Source organism: Novosphingobium ovatum (assembly GCF_009909235.1).
Taxonomy (GTDB): domain Bacteria; phylum Pseudomonadota; class Alphaproteobacteria; order Sphingomonadales; family Sphingomonadaceae; genus Novosphingobium; species Novosphingobium ovatum.
In genome coordinates this window covers 434,531-459,023 of sequence record NZ_JAAAPO010000001.1, presented here as the reverse complement: position 1 = coordinate 459,023, position 24,493 = coordinate 434,531, and the positions used below count along the sequence as shown (strand labels likewise).

Here is a 24,493-nt window from a genome sequence, read left to right as displayed (position 1 = left end):
ATCCCATTACGACAACGGGGTTGAGATTCGGTTCCACACCGCGTCCCAACCCCGTCCATCATTCCCGTCTGTCCGGCCACGCGCACAGGGGTGGCCGATCAGCCCTTACTCCGCAACCCGCGTCATCACCAGCGAGGCGTTGGTGCCGCCAAAGCCGAACGAGTTGTTCAGCACGGCGCGCACTTCGCGCTTCTTGGCGACATGCGGCACCAGATCGACGCCGATGCAGCCATCGCTGGGGTTGTCCAGGTTCAGCGTCGGCGGCACGATCTGGTCACGCAGCGCCAGGATGCAGAAGATCGCCTCCACCGCGCCCGCGCCGCCCAGCAGGTGGCCGATGGCGCTCTTGGTCGAGGACATCGAGACATTGCCGATGGCATCGCCAAACAAACGACGCACCGCGCCCAGTTCCAGCTCGTCACCCAAGGGGGTGCTGGTGCCGTGGGCGTTGATATAGTCGATGTCTTCCGGGTTCAGACCGGCCTTCTTCAACGCCATCTGCATCGAGCGGAACGCGCCCGAGCCTTCGGGGTGCGGCGCGGTCACGTGATAGGCATCGCCCGACAGACCATAGCCGATCACCTCGGCATAGATCTTGGCGCCGCGCGCCTTGGCGTGCTCATACTCTTCGAGCACGACAACGCCGGCGCCCTCACCCATGACGAAACCATCGCGGTCCTTGTCATAGGGGCGGCTTGCCTTGGTCGGATCGTCGTTAAAGGCGGTCGACAGGGCGCGGGCCTGCGCGAAACCGGCAATGCCGATGGGGCAGATGGTCGATTCGGCGCCGCCTGCCAGCATGATGTCGGCGTCATCGTCGCGGATCATGCGCGCGGCGTCACCGATCGAATGCGCGCCGGTCGAGCACGCCGTCACCACCGCGTGATTCGGGCCCATCAGACCATACTTGATGCTGACCTGACCCGAGATCAGGTTGATCAGGCGGCCATGGACGAAGTGGGGCGAGACGCGTGCCGGCCCCTTTTCGGCCAGCACCAGCGATTCGCTTTCGATGCCCGGCAGGCCGCCGATGCCGCTGCCGATGCTGCAACCGGCGCGGTAACGCATCTCTTCGGGCATGTCGGCCAGGCCCGCGTCCTCGATCGCCTGACCCGCCGCGTCGATGCCGAACACGATGAACGGATCGACCTGACGCTGGATCTTGTGATCGACACGCTTGCCCGCGTCAAAGCCATACTCGTGATCGGCAGGCTTGACCTCACAGGCGATGTGGCACTTCTGCCCGGTGGTGTCGAACTTGGTAATACGGCCCGCACCCGACTTGCCCGCCAGGATATTGGCCCAAACGGTCTCGACATCCGCACCCAGCGGAGTGACAAGGCCAAGCCCGGTAACGACGACACGACGCATTCTGGTATTCTCCGAGAGTGGCGGCACGGGGCAATCCATCCCCCGCACGCGCGTCCGAAACGATCTGGCCAGACAGTCCGCCCAAAACGATCCGCCCGCATATGCAACAGGCCCAGCCCCACGGGGCCGAGCCTGCTTTTACCCGGCTGCCGGCGTGTGGCAAGCCTGTGGCTGCGCGATGCGACCCGCTGATGGTTGAAACCGCGCCGGCGTGGGCTGCCGCAGCCCAATCCCAAAACGGGGTGTCACCACCATCGAGCCATGCAGCCTGCCGGGCGGGCGCCTGCCCGAACGATCGCCAAAGGGACCGTAACGGGCAGGATCAACCCGCCTCCCCCGGCGCGAGGCGCCGGGACGGGCCGGGCTGGCCAAAATCAGGCCTTGGCGGCCTCGATGAACGAGATCGCGTCCTGCACGGTGGTGATCTTCTCGGCGGTGTCGTCGGGGATTTCCACGCCGAACTCTTCCTCGAAAGCCATCACCAGCTCAACAATGTCCAGGCTGTCAGCGCCCAGGTCGTCGATAAAGCTCGCCTCGGGCGTCACCTTGTCTTCCTCGACACCCAGGTGTTCGACGACGATCTTGCTAACCTGTTCCGCGATGGTGCTCATGATATTCCCCTCTGGATAGCGGCAAAAACTGAAACGCAATTCGCGCCCTAATGGGTGGCGCGGATGCTGGCAAGCGGCATAACGCGCCCCAACCACACAGGAATGCGAATGCATGTGCGGTTACAGCGCGGTAATGGTTATCCCTTGGACGGCTCGACCACGCGGATGTGCAGTTCGCGCAGTTGCTTGAGCCCGGCGGGCGCGGGGGCATTCATCAACAGGTCCTCGGCGCGCTGGTTCATCGGGAACAGCGTGATCTCGCGCAGGTTCTGCGCGCCGCAGATCAGCATGACGATGCGGTCAACGCCGGCGGCCATGCCACCATGGGGCGGCGCGCCATACTGGAACGCGCGGTACATCCCGCCAAAGCGGTCCTCGACGTCCTGCTTGGACAGGCCCACCATCTCGAACGCCTTGACCATCAGGTCGGGGTGCTGGTTACGGATCGAGCCGCTGGCGATTTCATAGCCGTTGCAGACCAGATCGTACTGGAACGCCTTGATGCCCAGCGGATCGCGGCCATCGGTCAGCGCCTCGATCCCGCCCTGCGGCATGGAGAAGGGGTTGTGGGCGAAATCGATGCTGCCCGGCTCCTCGCCTTCCTCGAAGAAGGGGAAGTCGACGATCCAGCACAGGTCAAACCGGCTTTCGTCAATCAGGTTCAGCAGCGTGCCCACGCGAGTGCGCGCGGCGCCTGCCAGCTTGGCGGCCTGATCGGCCTTGCCCGCGGCAAAGAACAGCCCATCGTCCGCGCCCAGCCCCAGTTCGGCATAGAGCTTTTCCATGCCTTCGGTGCCGTGGTTCTTAGCAATCGGGCCGCCAAATTCGCCGCCCTTGCGCGTGACATAGCCAAGGCCGGCATGGCCCTCGCTGCGCGCCCATTCGTTCATTTCGTCAAAGAACTTGCGGCTCTTGTCCGCCGTGTTCGGGGCCGGAATGGCGCGCACCACGCCGCCCGTGCCGACGATCTTTTCAAACAGGCCAAAGCCGCTGGTGGTGAAGTGATGCGACACGTCCGAGATCAGGATCGGGTTGCGCAGGTCAGGCTTGTCGCTGCCATATTTCAGCATGGCATCGTCATAGGCGATGCGCGGGAAGCTGCCCGAAGGCGTCACGCTGCGGCCATCGGCAAACTTTTCAAAGATGCCGCCGATCACCGGCTCCATCGTTTCCCAGATCTCTTCCTGCGTGACAAAGCTCATTTCCAGATCAAGCTGGTAGAACTCACCGGGCAGACGGTCGGCGCGGGGGTCTTCGTCGCGGAAGCAGGGGGCGATCTGGAAGTAGCGGTCGAAACCGGCCACCATCAACAGCTGCTTGTACTGCTGGGGCGCCTGCGGCAGCGCAAAGAAGGTGCCGGGGTGGATACGGCTGGGCACGAGGAAGTCGCGCGCGCCTTCGGGGCTGCTGGCGGTCAGGATCGGCGTCGAATATTCGGTAAAGCCGATGTCCTCCATCGCGCGGCGCATCGAGGAGATCACCTGCGTGCGCTTGACGATATTGGCGTGCAGCGTCTCGCGGCGCAGGTCAAGGAAGCGGTACTTGAGGCGGATTTCCTCGGGGTATTCCTGCTCGCCAGCCACCGGCATCGGCAGTTCGGCGGCGGCCGACAGCACGATGGCGTTGCGGGCAAACACCTCGATCGCGCCGGTGGGCAGGTTGGCGTTGACGGTCGATTCGCTGCGGGCCTTCACCTCGCCCTCGATCGTCACCACGCTTTCCACACGCAGCGATTCGAGCACCGGCAGCGCCGGGCTGTCGCTGTCAGCGACGATCTGGGTGATGCCGTAATGGTCGCGCAGGTCCACAAACAGCACGCCGCCATGATCGCGCTTGCGGTGGACCCAGCCCGACAGACGCACGCTTTGCCCCACATTCTGGGCATTCAGCGCGCCGCAAGTGTGCGAACGATAGGGATGCGCCAGAGTTTCGGCTTGGGGCGATTGCATGACAACTCTTTCCATTCGGCCCATTGTCGGGCAGGGATGACCATAGCGGCAATCAGGCGTGCCGCGAATGCGCTGGCTAACAATCCAATGCCGCGTGTTTGTCAAGCCGAGAGGGGCCTGCCCTCACCCACGCAACCCGTGCGAAAGTGGCTGTAGCGCGCATTTTGCGCCCCATCCACCCAGCGAAGCGCCCGCATCCGGGCCAAAGACAGAAAAACGATGAAGATACACAAACTGATCACCGACTCCGACGAACTGGCTGCCCTGTGTGAACGACTGGCCCGCGCCGACTTTGTCTGCGTCGACACCGAATTCATGCGCGAAAGCACCTATTGGCCCGAATTGTGCCTGATCCAGATCGCCGATGTGAACGAGGCGGCCGCTGTCGATCCGATGGCGCCGGGGCTGGACATGTCGCCATTGCTGGACCTGCTGGTCGACAATGAGGATGTGCTGAAGATCTTTCACGCCGGCGGGCAGGATGTGGAAATCATCTACAACCTGACCGGCAAGACGCCGCACCCGATTTTCGACACGCAGATCGCCATGATGGCCATCAGCCAGAGCGAGCAGATCGGCTATTCCAATCTGGTCGAAAGCTGGCTGGGCTTTGCCATTGATAAGGGCGCGCGGTTCACCGACTGGTCGCGCCGCCCCCTGACCGAGCGGCAGATCGAATATGCGATCGGCGACGTCACCCATCTGGCCAAGATTTTCCCGCGCATTCTCAAGCGGTTGATCAAGACCAACCGGGGCCATTGGCTGGACGCCGAGATGGAGAAGCTGGCCGATCCCGACAATTACCGCAATGACGCGGGCAACGCCTGGCTGAAGATCAAGGCGGCAGGGCGCAACCCGGCGATGCTGGGCAGGCTCAAGGCTTTGGCCGCCTGGCGCGAGTATGAGGCGCAGGACAAGAACATCCCGCGTGGCCGCATCGCGCGCGACGAAACGCTGGCCGATATCGCCAGCCACCCGCCCAAGGCGCAGGCCGATCTGGCCAAGGTGCGCGGTCTGTCGCCGGGTTGGAAGGACAATGAAATCGGCAAGCGCCTGATGCAGGCGATCGAGGCGTCCAAGCCCCTGACCGAGGCGGAAATGCCGCCCAAGGCCCCGCGCGGCGCGCCGTTGGGCAAGGAAGGCGCTTTGGTTGCCGACCTGTTGAAATTGCTGCTGAAAATCCGCGCGCGCGAGATTGACGTCGCCGCCCGCCTGCTGGCCCGCAGCGATGATCTGGAACTGTTGGCGGCCGGTGTGCGCAAGGATGTCTCGATCCTTGAGGGCTGGCGCTATGAGGTGTTCGGCAAGGACGCGCTGGAGTTGGTCGAGGGGCGTTTGGCCTTTGCCGTGGTCGGCGGACGGTTGAAAATGACCCATGTCGACGAGTTGCATGACGACATGCGCGAGGCCAACGCCCTGCCCGCTGAAGAGGACGAGGACGGCCCCTTGCCGCTGACCGAGGATGACGCGGAGGCGTAAATGAGCGTCTATCAGCCCACGCTCAAGCAGTTGCAATATCTGGTTTCTTTGCACGAGCACGAGCATTTCGGCCGCGCCGCCGAGGCGTGTCACGTGTCGCAATCCACCCTGTCGGCGGGGTTGCGTGATCTGGAAAATCTGCTGGGCGTGGTGCTGGTGGAGCGGACGAAGCGGCATGTCCGCTTCACGCCTTTGGGCAATGCGGTGGTGGCCAAGGCGCACCGCATCCTGCGCGAGGCGGAGGAGCTGTCAGACCTGATTCACGCGTCTTCTCAACCACTTTCGGGTGAAGTGCGGATGAGCGTGATCCCCACCATCGCCCCCTTCCTGCTGCCCCGCATGTTGCCCCGTTTGCGCCGCGAACGCCCGCATTTGCGCCTGTTCCTGCGCGAAGAGCCCAGCGCGCAGGCGATCGAATCGCTGCACCATGGGCGGGCCGATTGCGTGCTTTTGGCGCTGCCCTACCCCACCGGGGAGGTGGACAAGGAGACGATTGAGCTCGACGCCTTGTTCGTCGCCTTTCCCAAGGATGACCCGCGCGACCCGCCCGAGGAAATCAGCCCGGACCTGATCGACGAACACCGCCTACTGCTGCTGGAAGACGGACATTGCCTGAAAGATCATGCACTTGCCGCCTGCAACCGGCCTGAATTGCGGGCCAGCGCGACGATGATCGGCACCTCTTTGCACACGCTGGTGCAGATGGTGGACAATGGGCTGGGGCTGACGATGCTGCCCGAAATGGCACTGGATGCGGGGATCTTGAACGGCACCAATGTCGTTGCCCGCCCGCTGCGCTCTGACTCCGCCAATCGCGAAATCGCGCTGGTGTGGCGCCGCAACAGCCCCCGCACGGATGAATTCCGCCTGTTGGCCGAGGAACTGCGCGCCGGATGATCCGCCCCTGCCCGCGCGCCTGATTTTGTTGTCAATGACTACAATATGGTGGCGTTTAACCCGCATCAACGCCGCGTCATGCCACACACGCAAAAGGGGGCGGTCGCCCGCCCCCTTCGCATCCTGAATCAGCCTGTGATCACACGCCCGACAGCGGGCCCTGATCTTCTTCGGCCACCGACCAGGTCTGGCCCTTGGCGAACAGCTTGGCCAGATCGGCGGTCTTGCCCGCGCGGGCCTGTTCGTCCTGCGCCAGCATCGCGCCTTCATAGGTCGGGCGCGGATCGTCATAGATCACGCCCAGCGCCACCGGGAACGGCCCCATCGGCAATTCGACCAGCATATGCGCCACGCCACGGTTGGTCACGTCATGCACCAGCACGCCAGCAGCCTGCCAGTCGGGCTTGCCATCCTCGCCCACGGCCACGTCCACAACCTTGAGCGCCAGCTTTTCCGTGTCCAGCGCAATGCCCTTGAACCCGCCCGACTTGACCGAACCAAACAGCATCGGCTCGCCATTCTTCAGCCACAGCTGGCCCTGATCGGCCACCGCCTTCTCGGTAAAGTCGGCAAAGCGGTCCTTGTTATAGACGATGCAGTTCTGGAAGATTTCGACGAAAGCCGCGCCCTGATGGGCATGAGCGGCCTTGAGCACGTCGGTCAGGTTCTTGGACGTGTCATAGGCGCGCGCAACAAACGGCGCGCCCGCGCCCAGCGCAAAGGCGCCCGGCTGCAACGGACGGTCCACCGAGCCCAGCGGGGTCGTCGGCGAAGGCGTGCCCAAACGGCTGGTGGGCGAATATTGCCCCTTGGTCAGGCCGTAAATCTCGTTGTTGAACAACATGATCTGGCAATTGATGTTGCGGCGCAGGAAATGCATCGTGTGGTTGCCGCCGATCGACATGCCATCGCCGTCACCCGTCACCAGCCACAGGTCCAGTTCGGGATTGGCCAGCTTGATGCCGGTTGCCACCGCCGGCGCGCGGCCGTGGATGGTGTGGAAGCCATAGGACGCCATGTAATAGGGGAAGCGGCTGGAGCAACCGATGCCCGACACGAACACCGTCTTGGCCGGGTCCGCGCCCAGTTCGGGCAGGGTGCGCTGCACCGCCTTGAGGATCGCATAGTCGCCGCAACCAGGGCACCAGCGGACTTCCTGATCCGATTCCCAATCCTTGAGGGTGGTCTTGATCGTGGTCATCTCGTTCATCTTGGGTCCCCTCAGGCCAGAGCAGCGTCGATGGCGGCTTCGATTTCCGCGATGGTGAAGGGCTGGCCCGACACCTTGTTCAGCGGACGCGCATCCACCAGATACTGATCGCGCAGCACGGTCTTCAACTGGCCGGTGTTCATTTCGGGCACGATGATCTTGTCATAGGACTTGAGCAAGTCGCCCAGATTGGCGGGCATCGGCCAGATGTGGCGGATGTGGATGTGGCTGACATCCTGCCCCTTGGCGCGGGCGCGGCGGACGGCCTGATGGATCGGGCCGAAGGTGCTGCCCCAGCCGACAATGGCCAGCTTGCCGCCTTGGGTGCCTTGGCTGACCTCCTGCGCCGGGATGTGGTGGGCGATGCCGTCCACCTTGTCCTTGCGGGCGTCGGTCTGCATCTGGTGCACGGCGGGCGAGTAATCGATGTCGCCGGTGTCAGGCGCCTTTTCAATGCCGCCGATGCGGTGCATCAGACCGGGGGTGCCCGGCTTGATCCACGGGCGGGCGCCCTTTTCGTCGCGCTTGTAAGGCAGCGGCTTGCCACCGTCGGGCGCGTTGTTTTCAGTCAGGAACGTCACCGGGAACGGGGTAAAGGTGGCCGGGTCCGGCACCTTCCACGGCTCGGCGGCGTTACCAATATAGCCATCGGTCAGCAGCATGACGGGCGTCATGAACTGCACCGCCAGACGGCACGCCTCGATCGCGCATTCAAACGCGTCGGCGGGCGAACGGGCGGCGATGACGGGCATCGGCGTGTCACCGTTGCGGCCATACAGCGCCTGATACAGGTCCGACTGCTCGGTCTTGGTCGGCAAACCGGTCGACGGGCCGCCGCGCTGCGAGTTGACCACCACCAGCGGCAGTTCGGTCATCACCGCAAGGCCCAGCGCCTCACCCTTGAGCGCAATGCCCGGACCCGACGAGGACGTCACGCCCAGCGACCCGGCATAGGACGCGCCAATCGCCGAAGCGACAGCGGCGATTTCATCCTCAGCCTGGAAGGTGGTGACGCCAAACTCCTTCATCTTGGCCAGATAATGCAGAATGGCCGAGGCGGGCGTGATCGGATAGCCGCCAAAGAACATCGGCAGATCAGCCAGCTTGGCGCCAGCGACCAGACCAAGGCTGATCGCCTCGGCGCCGGTGATAGTGCGATACAGGCCCGGCGACTGGGGCGCGGGCGGCAGGTGCTGCTGCTTGACCTGACCGCCGATTTCGGCCGTTTCGCCATAGGCATGGCCCGCGTTCAGCGCGGCGATGTTCGCCTCGGCCAGAACGGGGTTCTTCTTGAACTTGTCGTTCAGCCAGTCGATCAGCGGCTGACGGTCGCGGTCGAACATCCACAGCGCCAGACCCAGCGTCCACATGTTCTTGCAGCGCAGCGCTTCCTTGTTGCCAAGGCCGAAGGGCTTGACCGCCTCCAGCGTCAGGGCGCTGATGTCGAAGGCCAGCAACCGCCACTTGGCAAGGCTGCCATCGTCGATCGGGCTGACCTCGTACTTGGCCTTTTCCAGGTTGCGCTTGTTGAACTCACCGGTGTCCGCGATGATCAGCCCGCCCGCCTTCAGCGAGGGCAGGTTCACCTTGAGGGCGGCCGGGTTCATCGCCACCAGCACGTCGGGCTGATCGCCCGCGGTGGTGATTTCGGTGCTGCCGAAATTGATCTGGAACGCCGACACGCCAAACAGCGTGCCCTGCGGCGCGCGGATTTCGGAAGGGAAGTCCGGGAAGGTGGCCAGATCATTGCCCGACAGCGCCGTCGAGAGCGTGAATTGCCCGCCCGTCAGCTGCATGCCATCGCCCGAGTCACCGGCGAAACGCACCACCACCGCTTCGGGAGTATTGTCGGTCGAATGCGCCTGCGCGCCCGCATCGATCACAGTAGCCATTCTCTTCCTTCCATTGCCCGGAGGTGTTCACCCGGACAGCATGCATGTGTCAGCCCGCCCATGCGCGCCCGGACAGTTGAGTCCCGCCCGTTCTGTCGCACATGTGCCCTGCCCCTTTTACCCAAATCAGGCAAGCGGCAAGGCAGGCCGCAGTCTGGCCCCTTGTCCCAATGCGAACCCATGGCGCAATCCAGAAAAACTGTCAGGCCGCAAAGTCCGCGTGGGTTGCCGCCTGCCAGCCCGGCAAGGCGCGTCGGACACAGGCCGACTGCACGCCCCCAAAACCTGTTGCGCCCACTAGTCAAGCGGCAATCGCCCAACCCCGCACCAACCCGGCGCAATTTCCAGCTTTATACGCGGGGGACAGGCGTTTATGCTGGGGGGCAACATCAGGACAGGTTTGATTGATGACCGATTTTTCCGCACTTCCCTATCGGCCCTGCGTTGGCGTGATGCTGGTCAATCAGCATGGCCGGGTGTTCGTTGGCCGCCGAATCGACCAGCGCGAGAGCGAGGTGGGTCAGGACGGCGATTTCTGGCAAATGCCACAGGGCGGCATCGACGAAGGCGAGGATCTGCGCGCCGCCGCCTATCGCGAATTGTTTGAAGAAACCGGCGTGGATGAGGCGAACGCCACCATACTTGCCCAAACGCGCGAGGAAGTGCTGTACGACCTGCCCGACCACCTGATCGGCAAGCTGTGGAAGGGCCGCTATCGTGGCCAGCGCCAGTTCTGGATACTGATGCGCTTTACCGGACAGGACAGCGACATCAACCTGAACGCCCATGAACCGGCCGAATTCGACGCGTGGAAATGGGCAGAGCCCGAACATCTGCCCGAGATGATCGTGCCGTTCAAAAAGCGCGTCTATCGCGCGGTGCTGGATGAATTCCGCGACCTGATCTGAGACGCCAATGACGCGCGGGGCGCCGGCGGAGCGCCCCCGTTTCTGCGCTACCTGTCAGCGCGCGCCTTACTTGTCGGCGCGCACTTCGGCCTGCGGCTTGACATCGTCCACCGTAACGATGCGCGGCGTTGCCGCCCCGCCGCTGGCCGCGCCGCCCGCCGGGACCCGCGCCACCACGGCCGCAATCGCCGCGTCCAGCGCGCGCGTCTGATCACAGCCGCTGCCGCACAATCCGCCCAGCCGCGACAGGTTCTTGCGCGCCTTTTCAATCGCGCCCTTCTCGGCCAGCGCCTGCCCCTCACCGGCAATGGCGTCCAGATCCTGCGGGCTGCGGGCCAGAACCACGCGGTAATAATGCAGCGCCTTGCCCTGCATCCCCTGCCGCCGCGCCACCTCGGCCAGCTTCATCACCAGCGCGTTGCTGCCCGGCTGGATCGCCAGCGCCGCCTCGAACCCGTCCACCGCGCCATCCAGATTGCCTGCGTCCAGCGCCACCTGCGCCTGCTCGACCAAGGCCATGGCGCGCGGGTCCAGCACCTCGGCTGGGGCGGATTGCAACGAACTGGCCGTAATCGCCAGCGCAACCGACAGGCAGGCGGACACCGGAGCAAAACGCATGAAAACTTCCTTGGCCGAGGCAGGGCGAAACCGCCGAGTGGGGGGCGAGGCTTCGAACATAACGGGTTACGCTAACACAGCCGACAGGGCGATCACAAGAACGCCCGGCCAACGAAAAAGCCATCGGTGCCGTCCAAGGCTGGGGACAAACGCCACCCCGCACCCCGCGCGCGCCCCAGCGGCAGGGTAATGGCATCGGCCCGCGCGCGCGGCTCGCGCGCCAGAAAGGCGTCGAACTGCCCCGCGCCCTCGGCGTCCAGCAGCGAGCAGGTGACAAACACCAGCCGCCCGCCCGGCCGCACCAGCCCCGCCGCCACATCCAGCAAACGCGCCTGAATCGCTGTGATCCGCGCCAATTCGGCAGGCGTCAGGCGCCAGCGGCTTTCGGGATTGCGCCGCCATGTGCCCGTGCCGGTGCATGGCGCGTCGATCAGCACCAGATCGGCTTTGGCGGCATATTTGGCCAGTGCCTCCACCTCACGCCCCGGATTCATCAGCACCGTGTCATGCACCATCGCGCCCGCGCGCGTGGCGCGCGGCGCCAGACGTTGCAACCGGGCGCGGTCAACATCGCACGCCACCAGCGTGCCCCGGTTCCCCATCGCGGCGGCCAGCGCCAGCGTCTTGCCGCCAGCCCCCGCGCACAGGTCGATCACCGTTTCGCCGGGGCGGGCGTCGGCCATGGCGCAAACCAGCTGCGATCCCCCGTCCTGCACCTCGATCCGGCCGTCGGCATAGGCGTCCCAGCCCTCGACCGGGGTGTTGGCGGGGTAACGCAAGCCTTGTGCGGCGGCCAGCGGCTCGCCCTCCAGCGGCAGGGTCAGGCTGGCGCGGTCCGCCTTTAGCGTGTTGACGCGGATGTCCAGCGGGGCGCGCTCCATCAGCGCTTCGGCCTCGGCCCCGGCAATGCCGCTGTCGGCCAAGGCCTGCGCCAACCAAGCGGGCGCGATGCCGCCGTCAGCCACCGGCTCTGCCGGATCAATCGGCGCGGGGGCGTGGCGGCCTCCGTCAAACAGCACCGCCAGTTCCGGCTGAGCCTGCGCCACCCGCAGCATCGCCGCCCGGCCCGACACCGGCACCGGCCCACAGGCCCGCACCGCCGCATAGACCAGATCGCGCACCGCCCGCCGGTCCTTGCTGCCGGCAAAACGCCGCGTGCGAAACCAGTCGCTGATCAGCCGGTCGGCCGGCGCGCCCTGCGCCCGCGCCGCGCCGATCACCGCGTCCAGGATGTCGATGGCGGCTTGGATGCGGGCTTGGGGGGTCATTGGGCGCTGCCTAAAGTCGGGAAAAAAGAGAATGCGAGGGACTCGTCCCTCGCGCTCCCAATAACGTCTGCGTGGCGCGGCGATTCAACCGCAGTCGAACGTCATACCGCCGGAGGCATTCAATGAAAGCCTGCGGCGCAAAGGTGTCGGCAGGAAACCCCATTTTCGGGATTGTTAAGGGCCCAACCGATTTCTCTTGAGAAATCGGCACAACTGACTTGCCCTTAACCCGCCGGAGGCACCTTCGCCCCTGCCCTTTCCTTCCCGGCTTAGCGGGTCGGGTAATTCGGCGCCTCACGCGTGATGGTCACGTCGTGGACGTGGCTTTCCTTCAGGCCCGCGTTGGTGATGCGCACGAACTTGGCGTTCTTGCGCAGCTCGTCGACGGTGGCGCAACCGGTATAACCCATCGCCGCCTTGATCCCGCCAACCAGCTGGTGGACGACATCCTTGGCCGGGCCCTTGTACGGCACCTGCCCCTCGATGCCCTCGGGTACCAGCTTCATCTGGTCCTTGATGTCCTGCTGGAAGTAACGGTCGGCGCTGCCGCGCGCCATCGCGCCCACGCTGCCCATGCCGCGATAGGCCTTGTAGGCGCGGCCCTGATACAGGAAGGTTTCGCCCGGCGCTTCCTCGGTGCCCGCCAGCAGGCTGCCGACCATGACCACGCTGGCGCCTGCCGCCAAAGCCTTGGCGGCGTCACCGCTGGTGCGCAGGCCGCCGTCACCGATGATCGGCACGCCCGACTTTTCGGCTTCCTCGGCCGCTTCCATGATCGCGGTCAGCTGTGGCACGCCCACGCCCGCGACGATGCGCGTGGTGCAGATCGAGCCCGGCCCGATCCCCACCTTGACCGCATCGGCGCCCGCATCGATCAGCGCGCGGGTGGCCTCAGCCGTGGCGACATTGCCCGCTACGACCTGCGCGTGGGGATAGAGCACCTTCACCCGCTCGACCGAGCGGGCAACGTCCTTGTTATGACCATGGGCGGTGTCGATGATGACGACATCGCATTCCGCCTCGATCAGGGCAGACGTGCGGGCAAAGCCCTTTTCCCCCACGGTGGTGGCGGCCGCCACGCGCAGACGGCCAGCGGCGTCCTTGGTGGCGTTGGGATAGGTGACGGCCTTTTCGATATCCTTGACCGTGATCAGGCCAACGCAGTGATGCGCGTCATCGACCACCAACAGCTTTTCAATGCGGCGGGCGTGCAGCAGGCGGCGCGCCTCTTCCTGATTGGTGCCCAGCTTCACCGTGGCCAGATTTTCGCTGGTCATCAGTTCGCGCACGGGCTGGGCCGGGTTGTCGGCAAAGCGTACATCGCGGTTGGTCAGGATGCCCACCAGCTTGCCGCTGGCCTCGACCACGGGGATGCCGCTGATGCGGTTGGCCAGCATGATGGCCTGCGCCTCGCCCAGCGTGGCGTTGGGGTCGATGGTGATGGGGTTGACCACCATGCCGCTCTCGAAACGCTTGACCGCGCGGACGGCGGCACATTGTTCCTCGATCGTCATGTTCCGGTGCAGCACGCCAATGCCGCCCATCTGCGCCATGACAATCGCCATGTCAGCCTCGGTCACGGTGTCCATCGCGGCGGAAATCACCGGAATGTTCAACGCGATGCCCTTGGTCAGCCGGGTGCTGGTGTCGGCCATCGACGGCACGATGTCCGATGCCGCCGGGCGCAGCAGCACGTCGTCAAAGGTAAGGCCGAGGGCGATGTCCGTAATTGCCACGCGAGAAACTTTCGTCTGAGGGGCGCCCTGCAGCGCCAAGGGATTCGTGGCGGCCCATGTAAACAAGCCGCCGCAAATATGCCAGAGGGCATTTTCAGGGCATTTTGCCCGCCCATGCGACCGTGTGATGACAGGCGCCAGCAACCCCGGCCCCAAACGCGAACCGGCGCGCATGGTGTCCCACGCGCGCCGGTGTTGTTCAACAGGTCAGGCCCGTGTCGTCAGGCCGGGCACTTGATAAAGCGGCCATTGCTGTCCTTGCACGGTGCCTTCTTGGCGGCAGGCGCCGGAGCGGGCGCCGGGGCGGGCTTGGCCGCAGGCGCAGGCTTGGGCGCGGGCGCCGGAGCCGGAGCGGGCTTGGCCGCAGGGGCCGGCGCGGGCGCGGCGCCGCACTTGATAAAGCGACCATTGGCGTCCTTGCACGGGCCAGCCTTGGGCGCGGCCGGCGCGGGAGCGGGCGCAGGAGCCGGCGCGGCCTTGGGCGCGGGCGCAGCCTTGGGCGCGGGGGCCGGAGCGCCGCTCTTGCGGACATATTGCGAATCAGGAACAGCGCCCGGCGTGCCACACTTGGCAAAACGGCCGTTAGTCTTGTCACGGCAGGTTTCGGCATTGGCGGCGGCGGGCAGCGCGAAAGCGGCCACGACGGCGAGCGAAAGCAGAATCTTCTTCATCAGTCCCTCCTGTGTCACGCAGGGTGCGACGCCGATGTGCCCCACCGCGACGCGTGCTGTGGTAATCGCGCGCCAGTGGCGCGTCAATGAACAGCCAGTTCACGCCCGATACAGCAACGCCGCCCGGAACTGGGCCGCCGCGCTATCCTCCGGGCCGGACGTAACGGCGCATATCGGCGAAATACTGGATCAACGCGACATGGAACAGCACATCCTGCGCCGCCCCGCCCAGTTCGATCCCCGGTTTCACCACATCCTGAGGGCGGTGGTAATCGGTGTCGAAAAACGTCTCCAGCAAGGCGATGTTGCCATAGGCCGATGTCACCATCACGGCCGGCACGTCATGGTTGATCAGCGCCCAGCCGTCCTGTCGGCGGATATACTGGTTGGGGGCGGTGCTCTCGGACAGCTTGCGCTTTTGCTGGCGGGCGACGGCGGCGATGGCGGCATCCAGCGGCGTCATCCCCTTGCCCACAATGCCCAGCGGCGTGTCAGCGGGCGCAATCGCCACCGAATCGACATTCAGCGCCGCGACGATATTGCTCAGCGGGATCGGCGGTTTTTCGGCAAAGGCCTCCGCGCCCAACAGGCCCAATTCCTCAGCCGTGGTGGCCAGAATATAGATATCGCGGTCATAGGGCACCGCGGGCCGCGCCAGACGGCGGGCGATTTCCAGCATGGCGGCCACGCCGCTGGCATTGTCCACCGCGCCATTGCACACCAGATGTTCGGCCGGAGGCGCGCCGCAAATGCCGAAATGGTCCCAATGCGCCAGCAACAGCACCGCCCCCGCCTCTGGATGGCGGCCGGGGATCTTGCCGATCAGATTGTGGGTGCGGATGGTGGTTTCGCGCGTGGTGGCCTCCAGACTGGCGCTCAGGTCCAGCACGCGCGGGACGAAATCGGGGCGGTCAGCCTCGGCCTCCAACTGGTCCAGACTGACCGGCCCGCCCGCCAACAGCCGCGCCATGCCGACGCGGGTAATGAACCCCTCCAAGTCGCCGCCCAGCGCCTGGCTGGCCAGCGCATAGCCCGACCGTTTGCGCCGCCCGGCCACGCTGGCCAGCGTGCGATCGCCATCCAGCACCGTGATCACCGCCAGCGCGCCCCCCGCCAGCAACGCGTTTTGCCGCGTGCTGGATTGCCGGTCGCGCGGCACATCGCCCGTGGCGGCGGCGGCGCGGGCGGCGGGCGTGTCCGCGTCCAGCATCACCGCCACCCGCCCGGCCAATTCGGCCCGAGGCGGCACGCTGCCCCCGCGCCCGACGAAATACAGCGGCGCCTTTTGCACCAGACTGCGCCGTCCCGATGTCAGCATCAGCACATCGTCATCACCCACCGCCACCGGCCGCCCGCGCCGCGCGAACTGCGCCACCGAGGCCGCCGGTTCGCGCGCCACCAGCGTGACCGGCGCAAACCACGGATGGCCCGGGTCATTGGTCCCCGACACCATCCCCATCTGGAACAACTGCTGGCCGATATAGCGCAGCGTCTTGCCCTCACCATCGGTGCCCGGTTCACGGCCGGCGAAATCATCGCTGGCCAACACGTTGATATGGGACAGCATTTGCTGGGCGATCTGCTGCTCTGCCCGGTTGGGGCGGGCGTTTGCCTGCTGCGGCGCGATCCACGCCAACGCCGCCGCCACAGCCAGCCCCACGCCCGCCCGAAGGGGGCCCGCAAGGTCACGTCCTGTCGCTCGTGGAGGTCGGCTCATCGTCTTTGTCTACACCAACCATGCGCGCCGACAAGGCCACCCCCGCACGATATCCGATGCGATTTTTCACCCCTTGGATGCAAAGCCGGATGACGTGGGCCAAGCCGCCAACAGCGCCTTGGCAAACCGGGTGAAAACCCCCAGATAGATGGCCAAGGATCAGGACATGGCGGGCCAGCGCCCGACCATAGCGACAGGATTGACCCAATGCGGCTGGACGATTTTGACCCCAATGACGTGGATGTCGGCGATCAGCGCGGCAGCGGCGGGTTTGGCGGCTTTGGGGGCGGCGGCGGTCAGGGGCTGCATCTTGGCGGCGGCGGGCTGGGTCTGGGGACGATCCTGTTGCTGATGGCGGGGGCATGGGTGCTGGGCTTCAACCCGCTCTCGGTTCTGGGCATGATCGATGGCGGGACCAGTCAGGTGGCACAGGCCATCCCCGATTCGGGCGAAACCCCCACCCCGCGCGGCAGCGATGCCTCGTCCAGTTGCGCCGTCGATCCCCTCAGCCGCGAGGCCTGTCAGGCGCTGTCCTCGCTGAACAAGACATGGGCGCCGATGTTTGCTGCGGCGGGATATGCATTTTCCAAACCGCGCCTGTGGTTTTACAGCCAGAACGGGCGGTCGGGCTGTGGCGCGGCGCAAAGCGCGATGGGCCCGTTTTACTGCCCGGCAGACAATGGCATCTATATCGACACCGATTTCTATCGCGTGATGGAACAGGAATTGGGCGCCAAGGGCCAGTTTGCCCGCCTGTATGTAATGGCGCATGAATATGGCCACCACATCCAATCCCTGCGCGGCACATCGGACCGCGTCCACCGCCAGCAGCAGGAAAACCCCGATGCGGCCAACGCCCTGTCGGTGCGGCTGGAATTGCAGGCGGACTGTTTCGCGGGGGTGTGGGCGGCCAAGAACCGCGACCGGCTGGAACCGGGCGACATGGAAAGCGGGCTGAACGCGGCGCATCAGATTGGCGATGATGTGCTGTTGAAATCGGCGGGCCGGGCGGTGAACGAAAGCGCGTTCACCCATGGCAGCGCCGCCCAGCGCATGGAATGGCTGCGCAAAGGCATGGACAGCGGCGATCCCAAGGCCTGCAACACCTTTGGCTGAACGCAGCGCGGCGGCGGCCCGGCGGGGCCGCGCCTGGCCAGCGGCGGGGCCAACCCGCCGCGCCATCCGCCCATAACCCGATCATGGCCCAACCGGACCGCAACAGAAAAGGGCGGCAGCCTTGCGGCCCCGCCCTCTCCTGTCAGCCTGTGATGGCGCGGTTTAGTACACGCGCTTCTTGGGCTTGATGTAGTCGACATCCTCGGTCAGCGTGAATTCGTGCACCGGACGATAGTCCAGCGACACCGCGCCGCCCTTGCCGCCCCAGCCCTCGAACCAGCCGACGGTGTGCTTCATCCACTCGGCGTCGTTGCGGTCGGGGAAATCCTCATGCGCATGGGCGCCGCGCGATTCCTTGCGGGCGTGGGCGCCATGCAGCGTGACCGAGGCCTGCGAGATCAGGTTGTCCAGCTCCAGCGTTTCCACCAGATCGCTGTTCCAGATCAGCGAGCGGTCGGTGACCTTGATGTCCGCCATCTTGGCATAGGTGTCGGCCAGCTTCACCTTGCCTTCTGCCATCAGCTCGTCGGTGCGGAACACCGCCGCGTGGCCCGACATGGTGCGCTGCATCTCGGTGCGGATTTCCGCCGTCGACGAACCGCCCTTGGCGTTGCGGAAGTGGTCCAGACGCGTGAGCGCCAGATCAGCCGAATCCTTGGGCAGTTCCTTGTGCGCTTCGCCCGGCTTGACCAGTTCCTTGAGGCGGTGGCCAGCAGCGCGGCCAAACACCACCAGGTCGATCAGCGAGTTCGAGCCCAGGCGGTTCGCGCCATGGACCGACACACAGGCCGCCTCGCCCACGGCGAACAGGCCCGGCACCACCGTTTCAGGGTTGCCGTCCGCACCAATCGTCACGACTTCGCCGTGATAGTTGGTGGGGATGCCGCCCATGTTATAGTGCACGGTCGGCACCACGGGCAGCGGCTGACGGGTCAGGTCGACACCGGCAAAGATCTTGCCGCTCTCGGTGATCCCCGGCAGACGCTCGGCCAGCACCTTGGGATCGATGTGATCGAGGTGCAGGTAGATGTGGTCCTTGTGCGGACCAACGCCGCGCCCTTCGCGGATTTCCATCGCCATCGACCGCGACACAACGTCGCGCGAGGCCAGATCCTTGGCGCTGGGGGCATAGCGTTCCATGAAACGCTCGCCTTCCGAGTTGGTCAGATAGCCGCCTTCGCCGCGCGCGCCTTCGGTGATCAGCACGCCCGCGCCATAGATGCCGGTCGGGTGGAACTGCACGAATTCCATGTCCTGCAACGGCAGGCCAGCGCGCAGCACCATGCCGCCGCCGTCACCCGTGCAGGTGTGCGCCGAGGTCGCGGTGAAATACGAACGGCCATAGCCGCCGGTGGCCAGCACCACGGCCTTGGCCTTGAAGCGGTGCAGCGTGCCATCGTCCATGCACAGCGCGATCACGCCACGGCATTCGCCGTCTTCCATGATCAGGTCGATGGCGAAATATTCGATGAAGAAGTCCGCGTCATACTTGAGCGACTGTTGGTACAGCGCGTGCAGCATGGCGTGGCCGGTACGGTCGGCCGCGGCGCAGGTGCGCTGCACCGGCGGGCCTTCGCCCATGTTCTGCATGTGGCCGCCAAAGGGGCGCTGATAGATGGTGCCATCGGCGTTACGGCTGAACGGCACGCCCGCGTGCTCCAGCTCGTACACCGCCTGCGGGGCCTCGCGCACCATGTACTCAATGGCGTCCTGATCGCCCAGCCAGTCCGACCCCTTGACGGTGTCGTACATGTGCCACGTCCAGTGGTCGGGCGTGTTGTTGCACAGCGATGCCGCGATGCCGCCCTGCGCCGCCACGGTGTGGCTGCGGGTCGGGAAAACCTTGGTGATGCAGGCGGTCTTCAAACCGGCTTCTGCGCTGCCCATGGTCGCGCGCAGGCCCGAACCGCCCGCGCCCACCACCACGGTGTCATAGGTGTGGTCGATGATCTTGTACGCGGCGGTCATTACGCGGCTCCCAGAGCAAGGCGGGCGACGCAGAACAGGCCAAAGGCCACCGCGCCGAACACAACCAGATTGAGCGCCGCCAGAGCGGCGAACTTGTTCCCGTGATCGTGGAGGTAATCCTCGATCACCACCTGCAAACCAACGCGGGCGTGCCAAAAGGTGCTGATGATCAACAGCGCCATGCCCGAGGCCGACACCGGCGAGGCAAACCAGTCACGCAGCGTGGTATAGGCAAAATCGGGCAGCAGCAGCAGCGAGACCGCAAACCACACCGTCAGCACCAGATTGCCGATGGCGGTAAAGCGCTGGATCAGCCAGTGATGCGCCCCGTTGTGCGACGAGCCCAGCCCGCGCACGCGACCGATGGAGGTTCCGTTACCCATGGATCAGACTCCTTAACGCAGCAGCAGCACCGCCCAGAAGGCGGCGGTCAGCAGGGCGCCCAGCACGATCGACACGATCGACCAGATGTTGTTGCTCTTGACTTCGAAGCCGGCGCCGATGTCCAGAACGAAATGGCGCAAACCGCTGCACAGGTGGTTGAAGAAGGCCCAGCTGATACCGATCAGCACGATGCGGCCGTACCACGTGCCGGCCTGCGCGGCGAAGTTGGCATAGGAGGCCTCGCCCCCGACCAGAGCGCCGAGCCAGCACAGCAACGCGCCCAGACCCACAACCGCCAGGCCATTGCCCGAAACGCGGTGCAGGATCGACACGGCCATGGCCGGACCCCAACGCCAGATTTGCAAATGCGGCGATAGCGGCCGCGCTTTGCGGCCAGTGCTGGCTTGGGCCATTTCGACGAATCCCCTTGGCTTGCTGCAATGCGGGATCACCCCGCTTCTCGCCCTCCCCCTTAGACAAATCGTGCAGCGGTGCAAGCATCAGAACGCGCTATTGCCCAATAGGAGAGGGCGGTTGCCGCAGTGCGAACAGGCAAATGTCAGGACTGCATACAGATGTGCCCCTCTGGCGCGCCCCCTTGGCAGGCGCGACACAGCGGCCTATTTGCGGCCCATGCCCAAAAAAGCCAAAACCCCCGCCCCTGCCGCCGAAACGCTGTCCGATGACGCCGGTCAGAACTGGAAAGTCATGGTCTATGCCCCACGCGTGGCGACCGAAGCGGCGCTGATCGCGCATGAGGATGCGTGGGACTGGGACCACGAAATCGTCCTGTCGGGCTGTGAAGTGGCCAAGGACCAGCCCGAGGACTGGCAATTGGAGGCATGGCTGCCGCGTCAGCCGACCGATGATGACCTGAGCGCGATTCGCGCGCTGTTTGATGATGCGCCCGATGGCCATGTGCCCGAACTGATCGTCGAACGCCTGCCCGATGTCGACTGGATCACCCTGTCACAGGAAGGGCTGAAGCCCATCCATGCGGGCGTGTTCCGCGTCCACACCCCCGAACATCCCCTGCCCCCGCAGGACGGCCTGCGCGATTTCTGCATCCCGGCCTCCTGCGCCTTTGGCACGGGGCATCATGAAACCACGGCGGGCTGTTTGACGATGCTCTCACGCATGCGGGCCGAAGGGCTGGCGGTGCGCAATCTGGCCGATATTGGCACGGGCACGGGCCTGCTGGGCTTTGCCGGGCTGCATCTGTGGCCCTATGCCCATGCCACGGCCAGCGATATCGATGCCGCCTGCGTCAAGGTGGTGCTGGACAATGCCCGCGAAAACGACATGCCCATCGGCGCCGACCGCGGCGAGATGACCATGGTGGTGGCCGACGGCATGGCCGATCCGCTGTTGCAGGCGCGCGGGCCGTATGATCTGCTGATCGCCAATATTCTGGCCGGGCCGCTGATCGAACTGGCCCCCGATTTTGCCCGCGCCATCGCGCCGGGCGGGTCGCTGTTGCTGGCGGGCCTGCTGGAGACTCAGGAGGCGCAGGTGCGCGCCGCCTATGCCCGCGCGGGGATGCGCATCGCGCGGCGGCTGGTCAATGGCGACTGGTCGATCCTGTGGCTGCGCAAACGGCGCCATGCCGGGATCCGCGCCAGTCGCCCCCGCGCCCTGGAGGAATGGTCGCGCCGCTGGTAAGGCACCGGCAGCGCCCTGGCAGCGCGCCGGAGCTGATCGGGCGTTATTGCCCGCCGGGCATGCGCGGGTCCAGCGTGCCCACTTTGGCCTCCCATGACATGTCGGGCCGGCCGGGGGTGGCATCGCTGACGCCGCGATAGATCTGCTGCGTGCCGGGCGGCGGCGGCGTCACGCCGGTGTCGATAAAGGTGGTTTTGGGCCCGCCCTGCGCCCCACCCAGTACCGTAGCGCCCGCCGCGCCACCACCGCCCGGCCCCATGCGCGAAGGCCCGTGGTCCTGCACCAGACCCTGCAACAGCGCCAGCTTGGCCGGGTCAACCGGGGGCAGCGGCTTGTCCTCGCCAGACAGCGTCTTGATCACGTGATTGACGGTCGAACTGACGAACAACCCGTTGAGATCGGCGTTCTTGTCCAGAATTTCGCGCACCTTGCCCTCGGCCGGGCCGGCGGCGGGTTCGACGCGGATATAGATATGCGAGCCACCGCCCTCGGCAGGCTTGGGCTCGGCTATCAGACGGATCAGGTCATGCTTGCCCTTGTCCTGAAACAGCCAGACCGCATTGCCCGCCTCGTCACGGCCGGCCAAAGTGGTGAACCCGGCGTCTTCCCACGCCTTGTCAGGCATATACGATCCAGCCAGCCGCGAGAGCGCGCCCGCTGGCGCGATCTGGAACACAGGGTCGGTGTTGCCCGCCTCGCCACATCCGGCCAGCGTGATCGCCGGGACGCAGGCCACCGCCGCCCAAGCGCGCCCGCGCGCCGGCGCGGCCAGTGCCGCCGCAACACCCGCCACCATTCCCTGCCAGCCTGAGCGAACCACCACCAAATGCCCTCTTTGCGCCGATAATTACGCACAGATACATAGACACGCCGGGTTAAGATTTGCCTGTAATGCCGCCCCTATCCAGCGCGGGCGACGATCTGCGCCCATTCCGCCTCGTCAATCACCGGGATGTTCAGCGCGGCGGCCTGCTTCAGCTTGCTGCCAGCCCCGGGCCCTGCCACCACCAGATCGGTCTTGGCGCTGACACTGCCCGATGCGCGCGCGCCCAGCCGTTCGGCCTGCGCCTTGGCCTCGTCGCGGCTCATCGTCTCCAGCTTGCCGGTAAAGACGACCGTTTTGCCCGCCACCTCGCTCTCGCGCGTTTCCACGACATAGGGCGGCGGGCTGACCTCGTTCAGCAAGTCTTCCCACACCGCCACATTATGCGCTTCGTGGAAAAACTCGCCCAGCGCCTGCACCACCGCCGGGCCGATGCCGTCGATCGCCGCCAGATCGGCAAAGGCCGCCTGCGCCCCCACCGCGTCGGCATGGTCGCGGGTCTTTTCCGCCACCTCACGCAGCGCGGGCAAGCTGGCATAGCGCTTCATCAGATCGCGCGCCGTCACCGCGCCGACATGACGGATGCCCAGCCCAAACAACAGGCGGGCGGCATCGGGCGCGCGCTTGGCCTCGATCGCTGCCAACAGGTTGTCCACAGACTTATCCTGCCAACCCTCACGCCCGACGATATCACCACGACGCCCGCGCAGGCGGAAAATATCGGCCGGGCTGTGCAACCAGCCCAGTTGGAAGAACTCCTGAATGGTCTTTTCGCCCAAGCCTTCGATGTCCAGCGCGGCGCGGCCGACGAAATGCTTCAACCGCTCGATCCGCTGGGCGGGGCAGATGAGGCCGCCGGTGCAACGCACATCAACCTCGCCCTCCTCGGCCACGGCCTCGCTGCCGCATTCGGGGCAGTGGTCAGGGAATGGGAAAGCGGGGCGGTCCTCATCCCGCGTCAGGTTTTCCACCACCTGCGGGATCACGTCACCGGCGCGTTGCAACACCACCCGGTCGCCCACCCGCACGCCCAGCCGGCCGATCTCGTCCCGGTTGTGCAGCGTCACATTGGTGACCGTCACGCCCCCCACCAGCACCGGCGCCAGACGCCCCACCGGAGTCAGCTTGCCCGTGCGGCCCACCTGAATGTCGATCGCCTCCAGCGTGGTTTCGGCGCGCTCGGCGGGGAATTTGCGCGCGATCGCCCAACGCGGCGCCTTGGCGACAAAGCCCAGTCGCTCCTGCAGCGCCAGATCATCGACCTTCAACACCACGCCGTCGATCTCATAGGGCAGATCGGGCCGGGCGGCGCCGATGGCGCGGTAATGAGCGACCAATGCCTCCACCGATCCGCACAGTGCCAAGCGGGGCGAGACCGGCAGGCCCCACGCGCCGATCTGTTGCATCATGGCATATTGGCCACTGGCGGGCACATCGCTGGCCGCGCCCCAGCCATGCGCCAAAAAGCGCAAGGGGCGCTGCGCCGTGACCCGCGCATCCTTTTGCCGCAACGACCCCGCCGCCGCATTGCGCGGATTGGCGAATGTCTTCTCGCCCGCCGCCTCTTGCGCCGCATTCAACGCGGCAAAGGCGGCGCGCTCCATATAGACCTCGCCCCGGATCTCGAACAGCGCGGGGGCATTGCCGGTCAATTTCTGCGGGATATCAGGGATATGGGCAACGTTGGGCGTCACATCCTCACCCACCTGCCCATCGCCGCGCGTGGCCGCGCGCACCAGCCGCCCGTCCTCATAGCGCAGCGACAGCGACAATCCGTCGATCTTGTCCTCGGCCGTAAAAGCCAGCGGCGCGTCGGACGAAAGCGACAAAAACCGGCGGACGCGCGCGACGAATTCGCCCACCTCCTCATCGGAAAAGGCGTTGTCGAGGCTCATCATCCGCACCGCATGGGTGACCTTGGACAAGGGCGAGGCGCTGACCTCATGGCCGACCGCCGCGCTGGGGCTGTCGGGGCGGATCAGGTGTGGGAACGCGGCCTCCAGTTCGGCATTGCGGCGGACCAGCGCGTCATAGTCGGCATCGCTGATCTCGGGCGCATCGTTCAGGTGGTACGCCTTGTTCGCCCGCGCGATTCTGCGCGCCAGCCGCATCAGCTCATTGGCGGCATCGGCCTCGGACACATTCAACAACGGCAAATCAGGCTTATCGGTCATCCCCTGCCCTTAACGCGATTGGCGGCGCGGGCAAATATG

At 65.6% G+C, this 24,493-nt stretch carries 20 protein-coding genes; 5 read left to right on the top strand and 15 right to left on the bottom strand.

Annotated features, from left to right (window positions below):
• Positions 1-105: 105 nt before the first annotated feature.
• The 3 genes from fabF to aspS form a co-directional block, all read right to left on the bottom strand.
• Complete coding sequence (gene fabF, locus GTZ99_RS02040) at positions 106-1,371, bottom strand: beta-ketoacyl-ACP synthase II (RefSeq protein ID WP_161716609.1); 1,266 nt, start codon at positions 1,369-1,371, stop codon at positions 106-108.
• A 374-nt stretch (positions 1,372-1,745) separates the two neighbouring features.
• A complete protein-coding gene (locus tag GTZ99_RS02035; protein WP_161716608.1) occupies positions 1,746-1,982 on the bottom strand; it encodes an acyl carrier protein in 237 nt (78 codons plus the stop codon).
• A gap of 137 nt (positions 1,983-2,119) precedes the next feature.
• A complete protein-coding gene (aspS, locus tag GTZ99_RS02030; protein ID WP_161716607.1) occupies positions 2,120-3,931 on the bottom strand; it encodes an aspartate--tRNA ligase in 1,812 nt (603 codons plus the stop codon).
• A 219-nt stretch (positions 3,932-4,150) separates the two neighbouring features.
• Here aspS and rnd point away from each other — a divergent pair, with 219 nt between their 5' ends.
• Positions 4,151-5,410, top strand: a complete 1,260-nt coding sequence (rnd, locus tag GTZ99_RS02025) for a ribonuclease D (protein WP_161716606.1) — start codon at positions 4,151-4,153, stop codon at positions 5,408-5,410.
• Positions 5,411-6,307, top strand: coding sequence for a hydrogen peroxide-inducible genes activator (locus GTZ99_RS02020; RefSeq protein WP_161716605.1), 897 nt, complete (start codon positions 5,411-5,413; stop codon positions 6,305-6,307).
• A gap of 139 nt (positions 6,308-6,446) precedes the next feature.
• Here GTZ99_RS02020 and GTZ99_RS02015 read toward each other — a convergent pair whose 3' ends face one another.
• Positions 6,447-7,517: a 2-oxoacid:ferredoxin oxidoreductase subunit beta gene (locus tag GTZ99_RS02015; protein ID WP_161716604.1), complete on the bottom strand. Its 1,071-nt coding sequence runs from the start codon at positions 7,515-7,517 to the stop codon at positions 6,447-6,449.
• An 11-nt stretch (positions 7,518-7,528) separates the two neighbouring features.
• Positions 7,529-9,409 carry a 2-oxoacid:acceptor oxidoreductase subunit alpha gene (locus GTZ99_RS02010; protein ID WP_161716603.1) on the bottom strand — a complete coding sequence of 627 codons (1,881 nt, stop codon included), beginning with the start codon at positions 9,407-9,409 and terminating at the stop codon, positions 7,529-7,531.
• A 407-nt stretch (positions 9,410-9,816) separates the two neighbouring features.
• Here GTZ99_RS02010 and GTZ99_RS02005 point away from each other — a divergent pair, with 407 nt between their 5' ends.
• Positions 9,817-10,317 carry an RNA pyrophosphohydrolase gene (locus GTZ99_RS02005; protein ID WP_161716602.1) on the top strand — a complete coding sequence of 167 codons (501 nt, stop codon included), beginning with the start codon at positions 9,817-9,819 and terminating at the stop codon, positions 10,315-10,317.
• A gap of 66 nt (positions 10,318-10,383) precedes the next feature.
• On the opposite strand, the gene GTZ99_RS02000 is transcribed toward GTZ99_RS02005, so the two are convergent.
• The 5 genes from GTZ99_RS02000 to GTZ99_RS01980 form a co-directional block, all read right to left on the bottom strand.
• Entirely contained in the window at positions 10,384-10,935 is a 552-nt protein-coding gene (locus GTZ99_RS02000) for a tetratricopeptide repeat protein (protein WP_227711022.1), read from the bottom strand.
• 92 nt (positions 10,936-11,027) lie between these two features.
• Positions 11,028-12,203, bottom strand: a complete 1,176-nt coding sequence (locus GTZ99_RS01995; protein WP_161716600.1) for an RsmB/NOP family class I SAM-dependent RNA methyltransferase — start codon at positions 12,201-12,203, stop codon at positions 11,028-11,030.
• Between the two features lie 269 nt (positions 12,204-12,472).
• Positions 12,473-13,939, bottom strand: coding sequence for an IMP dehydrogenase (guaB, locus tag GTZ99_RS01990; RefSeq protein ID WP_161716599.1), 1,467 nt, complete (start codon positions 13,937-13,939; stop codon positions 12,473-12,475).
• Between the two features lie 221 nt (positions 13,940-14,160).
• Positions 14,161-14,610 carry a hypothetical protein gene (locus tag GTZ99_RS01985; RefSeq protein ID WP_201742337.1) on the bottom strand — a complete coding sequence of 150 codons (450 nt, stop codon included), beginning with the start codon at positions 14,608-14,610 and terminating at the stop codon, positions 14,161-14,163.
• Positions 14,611-14,752: 142 nt separating this feature from the next.
• Complete coding sequence (locus GTZ99_RS01980; RefSeq protein WP_320076614.1) at positions 14,753-16,270, bottom strand: M20/M25/M40 family metallo-hydrolase; 1,518 nt, start codon at positions 16,268-16,270, stop codon at positions 14,753-14,755.
• 264 nt (positions 16,271-16,534) lie between these two features.
• On the opposite strand from GTZ99_RS01980, the gene ypfJ reads away from it, so the two are divergent.
• Positions 16,535-17,443, top strand: coding sequence for a KPN_02809 family neutral zinc metallopeptidase (gene ypfJ, locus GTZ99_RS01975; protein ID WP_161716597.1), 909 nt, complete (start codon positions 16,535-16,537; stop codon positions 17,441-17,443).
• Positions 17,444-17,605: 162 nt separating this feature from the next.
• Here ypfJ and sdhA read toward each other — a convergent pair whose 3' ends face one another.
• The 3 genes from sdhA to sdhC are packed head-to-tail and all read right to left on the bottom strand — an operon-like array spanning position 17,606 to position 20,208.
• Positions 17,606-19,411 (bottom strand): succinate dehydrogenase flavoprotein subunit, encoded by a 1,806-nt coding sequence (sdhA, locus tag GTZ99_RS01970; protein ID WP_161716596.1) that lies wholly within the window; start codon positions 19,409-19,411, stop codon positions 17,606-17,608.
• Positions 19,411-19,794, bottom strand: a complete 384-nt coding sequence (sdhD, locus tag GTZ99_RS01965) for a succinate dehydrogenase, hydrophobic membrane anchor protein (protein ID WP_161716595.1) — start codon at positions 19,792-19,794, stop codon at positions 19,411-19,413. Before sdhD ends, sdhA begins: the two co-directional genes overlap by 1 nt.
• 12 nt (positions 19,795-19,806) lie before the next feature.
• A complete protein-coding gene (gene sdhC / locus GTZ99_RS01960) occupies positions 19,807-20,208 on the bottom strand; it encodes a succinate dehydrogenase, cytochrome b556 subunit (RefSeq protein ID WP_161716594.1) in 402 nt (133 codons plus the stop codon).
• Positions 20,209-20,503: 295 nt separating this feature from the next.
• Between sdhC and GTZ99_RS01955 the strand changes: the two genes are divergently transcribed.
• Positions 20,504-21,457, top strand: a complete 954-nt coding sequence (locus GTZ99_RS01955; protein WP_227711073.1) for a 50S ribosomal protein L11 methyltransferase — start codon at positions 20,504-20,506, stop codon at positions 21,455-21,457.
• Between the two features lie 43 nt (positions 21,458-21,500).
• On the opposite strand, the gene GTZ99_RS01950 is transcribed toward GTZ99_RS01955, so the two are convergent.
• The gene (locus GTZ99_RS01950; RefSeq protein ID WP_161716592.1) at positions 21,501-22,280 is read right to left on the bottom strand and encodes a hypothetical protein; all 780 of its coding nucleotides are present in this window, start codon (positions 22,278-22,280) and stop codon (positions 21,501-21,503) included.
• 77 nt (positions 22,281-22,357) lie between these two features.
• The gene (gene ligA, locus GTZ99_RS01945) at positions 22,358-24,454 is read right to left on the bottom strand and encodes an NAD-dependent DNA ligase LigA (RefSeq protein ID WP_201742336.1); all 2,097 of its coding nucleotides are present in this window, start codon (positions 24,452-24,454) and stop codon (positions 22,358-22,360) included.
• Between the last annotated feature and the right edge of the window lie 39 nt (positions 24,455-24,493).